The sequence below is a fragment of the Paenibacillus sp. BJ-4 genome (genome assembly GCF_020404765.1).
Classification (GTDB): Bacteria; Bacillota; Bacilli; order Paenibacillales; family Paenibacillaceae; genus Paenibacillus.
Genome location: NZ_JAIVEM010000040.1, coordinates 46,215 through 52,276, shown reverse-complemented (window position 1 = coordinate 52,276; position 6,062 = coordinate 46,215). Strand labels below are relative to the sequence as shown.

The window sequence follows — 6,062 nt, the reverse complement described above, 5'->3', positions numbered from 1 at the left end:
CTGGAGAAACAGGGGTAACACCCCGTTTCTCCCAGATACCAGACCATTATTATGTAAAGAAAAAGAACCCGCGTCTCAAAAAGACGGGGTTTCTCGACAATCTGGGGGCGGATCAATTCCGCCCTTTTTTTCTAAACTTGATGAAATTTACGCAAACACCAATAAGTAAATATAGCTCTACAATCAGAAAAATTAATTTATCTGACCATGAAAAATCGTTAGATAAAAATACGGATATGATAACTCCTAATGAAATGACAAGCATAAATAGTTCCACAATCACATCAGTTATCCTATTGGTCTTGTCATTTTTCTGATATGTTGCATGAATAGCACGTATAATTAAACGAATTATTAATGATACTAACAACCAGTTATAAAGAGGATTCGGAATATCATATGAAATTCGTAAAGCTAGACTAGCTGTGAGCCATATCAAAAGAACAAAAGTTAAATAATAAGGATTTTTTAGCATCGTTTTCTCCTCTCACTGTATTTACAATTATTATACAATATCGATGAGGGAATTTCATAAAATAAACATACTTCGCAAAACAAGGTAATTCGCCTTGGGAAAGGTCATTTTTATCAAGGGTGTTTCTGGAGGAATCCAGGAGTACTATTAACTACACATCAAAACTAGACAGGGAGTGCTTAGTTTGTACAATACAACTTTTTATCGTGATATGAACACGTCTAACGATCCTAATCAACTCGCCGATGAAAACTTTGTAAAGGCGGAGCATTTCGAACGGATGAAAATGGCTAATGCGAACAATCCAGTGTTGTTTTTTCAGTTTGCCGAACAAGAGTATTATCACCAAGCCCTTGCTCATCGCTATCAAGGAATTGCTCATGCTGCTGAGAGGTAGCAAAAGTATCAGATCATGCTTAGTAAAAGATTCTGGATCAATGACATTGGAGGGCCTTGTTTGAGGGCTTATCTTATGTCATTTTTTTTGGTAACAAGATACTTCTTCTTATCCTAGTTAGTAATACGCTGAATTGTCACCCATTACGATATGATTGTAATTGAGGATTTTGCAAAAATCCAACAAGCGACTTCCAATAAACAATATATAGATCGAAATGGTCTAGTTCGTCTATATATTGCACTTTGGAGCGACTGGAATCAAATTTTGCAAAATCCTGAATTCAGAAAATGATTTTGAGTTTCTCTGTGGTTGATTTTATCAATGGAAATAAACTTTAAATCCATAGTTTGTGTGGCCATAATCCGTATAATTATAACGGAGGTGATAAAATGAAAGAAATCAATACTGCGAAAACACTTATTGTAAAGCGCAGAGAAAAAGGGATTACGCAGGATGAGCTGGCAGCATATATCGGTGTTACAAAAGCGTCTGTTTCAAAATGGGAAACAGGACAGAGCTATCCGGATATTACCTTTCTTCCTCAATTGGCGGCATATTTTAATATTAGCATCGATGAATTAATAGGATATGCGCCTCAAATGACAGAGGAAGATATTAAAAAGTTGTATCACAGACTTGCCTCTGATTTTACTGAAAAGCCCTTTGATGAAGTGATTACAGAGTGCGGTAGGATCATAAAAAAATATTATTCCTGTTTTCCTCTGCTGCTTCAGATGGCGTTATTGCTTACCAATCATCATATGCTGGCGGCAGACCCGGAAAAACGGAAAAAAATGCTTGAAGAATCAGTCAGCCTATGTATTCGGGTGAAAACAGAAAGTGAGGATGTTTCGCTTACCAAAGATGCAGTATCATTGGAAGCTACCTGTTATCTTATGTTAAAAAAACCGCAGGAGGTCTTGGATTTACTTGGTGAAACCATCCGTCCACATTCTCCGGTCGATGAAATGGTAGCACAGGCGTATCAAATGATGGGAAACGTGAAAAAGGCCAATGAAGTCATGCAGATTAGTATGTATCAGCACTTGTTATTACTGGCTTCAGGAGTACCGTCTTATCTACTCCTAAATGCGTCAAAGGTAGAAAAAACAGAGGAAATCTTGCAACGCACTTTTGCTCTTGCAGATGCTTATGACCTAGAGGAGCTACATCCCAATACGATGGTAAAGGTATACTATACGGCTGCACAGGTGTATTGCATGCAGGGTAATCACGAAACCGCCCTGGATATGTTGCAAAAGTATTTGTCTATTTGTACTTTAGATTTTTCTCTATATGACTTGCATGGTGATTCTTATTTTGATGTCATTGACGACTGGCTCAAGGAATTCAAGCTAGAATCAAAGACCGTTCGAAATGAAGAGACTGTCAAAGCAAGCATGGTACAAGGTATTGTAGAAAATCCAGCATTTGCTGCTTTGGCAGAACTGCCGAGATATAAGAGTATCGTTGGAACCTTAAAATTCAAATTGGGGATGAACGAAAATGAGAAACATTTATAAGAGTGCATTGAAATTTTCAATTTGTATGTTACCAATCGGTATTATTGGTGGAGTACTGATAGGAATGCATAACATCGCTACGCTGAATGAAGAAATGATTAACCAGATCCTATCTCAGATGTCCAAAGAAGTATACATTATAGTCTCAGGTATTCAGACGGGCATTTTATATACTGGTATTATGGGATTTTTGGGGTATATTTTAGCTGATAAGGTAAACCTGCTGAAAAAGCTGACTTTTACAAAAAAAAGTACGCTGATTACTTTATTTATTAGCATTATAGCTGGTCTGCTTTTATTATCGGATTATTTCTTTTTCGCCAAAATGATTCCCGAAGTTGCGGCAAGTTATACGAAGGATAGCTATTCGCTAATCTATCTGGCCGTCTCGGTTATTTACGGTGGAGTAATAGAAGAAATTATGATGAGATTATTTTTCATGTCATTGGCTGCTTTTATCTTTTGGAAGCTGTTTGCCCGCAGCAAAGAAAAAGAGAATATCCCAGTATGGGTATTTGTAGTTGCCAACATTGTATCAGCACTTTTGTTTGCAGCAGGGCATATTCCGGCAACGATTGCGACGTTTGGTGGTCTGAACACCTTTATTCTAATCCGCTGCTTCTTACTCAACGGCATTTTTGGTATGGTTTTTGGTTGGCTGTATCGGAAGCTGGGATTGCAATATGCGATGATGGCACACGCTTTGGCGCATGTTATTCATCATGTTATTTTGTTATACCTCCTACTTTAGTAGCAATAAAGGTTTATACAAGCCATCACACCAATTGAGCTTTATAAATCATCTGGCCGAGGGCCTTGAAAGGATATTCATTTTATGACTTTAACTAATATTTCAAGAAAGCAGCAGGATCTTATACAAACATACGTGGATTCTCCTGAAAAGCAAAGAAAGTTATATCACCGTACAATCATTACGGTAATTATTTCGCAAATTTTTGGTGGTGCCGGTCTTGCGGCTGGAGTAACAGTCGGGGCATTATTAGCACGGGATATGCTGGGTACCGATAAGTTCAGTGGCGTTCCTACAGCTTTATTTACACTAGGATCAGCAGTAGCCGCATTACTTGTTGGTCGATTCTCCCAAAGATTAGGTAGAAGAATGGGGTTAGGACTGGGCTTTATTGCAGGAGGAATAGGAGCGATCGGCGTTGTTGGGGCAGCTCTTGCCAATAGCATTATCTTACTTTTAATTTCACTTCTTATCTACGGAGCGGGAGCGGCTACCAATCTACAGGCTCGTTACGCAGGTACAGACCTAGCGAACTTTAAACAGAGAGCCACTGCTGCAAGTCTGGCTATGGTTTTTACCACAATTGGAGCAGTAGCGGGGCCGAATTTAGTAGAGGCAACTGGCAGACTCGCCCTTTCGATCGGAGTTCCCAGTTTGGCAGGACCCTTTCTTTTATCAGCAGTTGCTTATCTTTTTGCAGGAATTGTTCTATTGTTGTTTCTTCATCCTGATCCTCTGCTGGTTGCATATGCTATTGCGCATAAGGTAGATACAGAAGCAAAATCTTCTTTAGCCAATACAGCAACTTATGATGGACGTGGAGGAATTACTCTCGGTGCTTTAGTTATGATATTGACCCAAATTGTCATGGTAGCGATTATGACGATGACTCCCATACATATGGCACATCATGGACATGGATTGAGTGAAGTTGGAGTGGTTATCGGTTTTCATATTGGTTTTATGTATCTGCCATCTCTAATTACAGGTATTCTGGTAGATAAAGTAGGGCGGACTGTAATGGCGGCGGCTTCTGGCTTAACTTTGTTAGTTGCAGGAGTTATAGCTGCTCTTGCGCCCTCTGAATCGATGGTTATGCTAATTGTTGCTCTTTCTCTCTTGGGACTGGGCTGGAATTTTGGACTAATTAGTGGGACTGCTCTGATTGTAGATTCAACCAAAACATCTAATCAGGCCAAAGTGCAAGGAGTTGTGGATGTATTGATTGCATTAGCAGGCGCATCTGGAGGAGCGTTATCTGGCATGGTAGTTGCAAATTCCAGTTATGCTACGCTAGCCTATGCAGGCAGTTTCCTTTCTCTTCTTTTGATTCCAATTATGTTTTGGATACGCCCGCAGAAGATCAAGTAGTAAAATCAGCTTTACACCCAGCCGGATTTTCAGGCTGTCGAGAAAGTCTCGACAGCCTATTTTATGTTGATTTTGTTTAAGACGACACCGCGTTAATGTTGTATAATATAGGTAACTATTGTAGAACGGACGGTGTTGATATGCTGCGACCTCATCGAGACAAACAACAATCTTTTGAATTGGTTTCTCTGGAAGAGCTGGTACCGCAAGATCATCTGCTTCGCAAAGTGGATAAATATATAGACTTCTCCTTTATTCATGAGAAGGTAAGCATGCTGTATTGTGCGGACAACGGGCGTCCTGCCATTGATCCTACCGTGTTGTTTAAAATGATCTTCCTCGGTTATTTCTATGGCATTCGCTCAGAACGGCAGCTTGAGCGGGAGATTCAGACCAACCTGGCCTATCGCTGGTTCTTGGGGCTGGGCTTAACGGATAAAGTTCCAGACCACACCACCATAAGCTGGAATCGTCGCACTCGCTTTAAAGACACCACGATCTTTCAAGATATCTTCGATGAAATTGTGCTGCAGGCGATCTCTCACCGAATGGTGGGCGGACGTGTTCTCATCACCGATTCCACACACGTCAAAGCCAATGCCAACAAACACCAGTACACCAAAGAGCGAGTATTACAGAATACCAAAGACTATATGGATGAGCTGAACGCAGCGGTAAAGGAAGACCGGAGAAACCATGGAAAAAAGCGTTAAAATCCCGAGAGGAAGTGAACGAAGAAAAAGAAGTGAAAGTGAGCAAAACAGACCCGGACAGCGGTTATATGATCCGTGATGGCAAGCCTGAAGGCTTCTTCTATCTGGACCACCGTACGGTGGATATGAAGTACAATCTGATTACCGATGTGCATGTAACGCGGGGGAATGTACATGATTCCGTCCCCTATTTGTCCCGTTTGGATCGCCAAAGAGAACGTTTTGGTTTTCAAGTCGAAGCCGTTGCACTAGATTCAGGCTATTTAACGACGCCAATTTGCCGAGGTTTGCAAAACCGAAAGATTTTTGCCGTGATTGCTCATCGAAGATTCCATCCTAAACAAGGACTGTTTCCGAAATGGAAGTTTGAATACGATGCCAAACGCAATGTGTATAGATGCCCAGCTCAACAGGAACTGTCTTACCGAACGATGGACCGTAAGGGATACAGGCAGTATGCGTCTGACCCAGCCCAGTGTTGGCATTGTCCGCTGCTGGGCCAGTGTACCTAGTCTCAGAACCACCGTAAAGTGGTGACTCGCCATGTCTGGGAAGACAGCAAAGAATGGGTACGGAGCAACCGGCTGAGCCCATCCGGGAAACAGCTGTACCGCAAACGAAAAGAGACGATTGAGCGAAGCTTCGCGGATGCCAAAGATGCCGTTTGCGCGGACTTCCGAACGTCAGGGAACAAGCCCTTATAACCGCAGCCGTGCAGAACATGAAGAAGATAGCGATTCACCTGGATCGCCTGGAGAAACAGGGGTAACCCCCCGTTTTTCCCAGATACCAGACCATTATGATGTAAAGAAAAAGAAACCCGCGTCTC

General features: G+C 41.5%; 5 protein-coding genes and 1 pseudogene. All 6 read left to right on the top strand.

The window, feature by feature from the left end:
- On the top strand, positions 1 to 317 hold a 317-nt coding region (locus LCF57_RS08255), incomplete at its 5' end, for a hypothetical protein (protein WP_226000258.1).
- Positions 318 to 659: 342 nt separating this feature from the next.
- Positions 660 to 872 carry a hypothetical protein gene (locus LCF57_RS08250; protein WP_226000257.1) on the top strand — a complete coding sequence of 71 codons (213 nt, stop codon included), beginning with the start codon at positions 660 to 662 and terminating at the stop codon, positions 870 to 872.
- 392 nt (positions 873 to 1,264) lie between these two features.
- Positions 1,265 to 2,398, top strand: coding sequence for a helix-turn-helix transcriptional regulator (locus LCF57_RS08245; RefSeq protein ID WP_226000256.1), 1,134 nt, complete (start codon positions 1,265 to 1,267; stop codon positions 2,396 to 2,398).
- A 25-nt stretch (positions 2,399 to 2,423) separates the two neighbouring features.
- A complete protein-coding gene (locus LCF57_RS08240; protein ID WP_226000255.1) occupies positions 2,424 to 3,149 on the top strand; it encodes a CPBP family intramembrane glutamic endopeptidase in 726 nt (241 codons plus the stop codon).
- A gap of 84 nt (positions 3,150 to 3,233) precedes the next feature.
- The gene (locus LCF57_RS08235; protein WP_226000254.1) at positions 3,234 to 4,520 is read left to right on the top strand and encodes an MFS transporter; all 1,287 of its coding nucleotides are present in this window, start codon (positions 3,234 to 3,236) and stop codon (positions 4,518 to 4,520) included.
- A 140-nt stretch (positions 4,521 to 4,660) separates the two neighbouring features.
- Positions 4,661 to 6,002, top strand: a pseudogene (locus LCF57_RS08230) (IS1182 family transposase).
- Positions 6,003 to 6,062 lie beyond the last annotated feature (60 nt).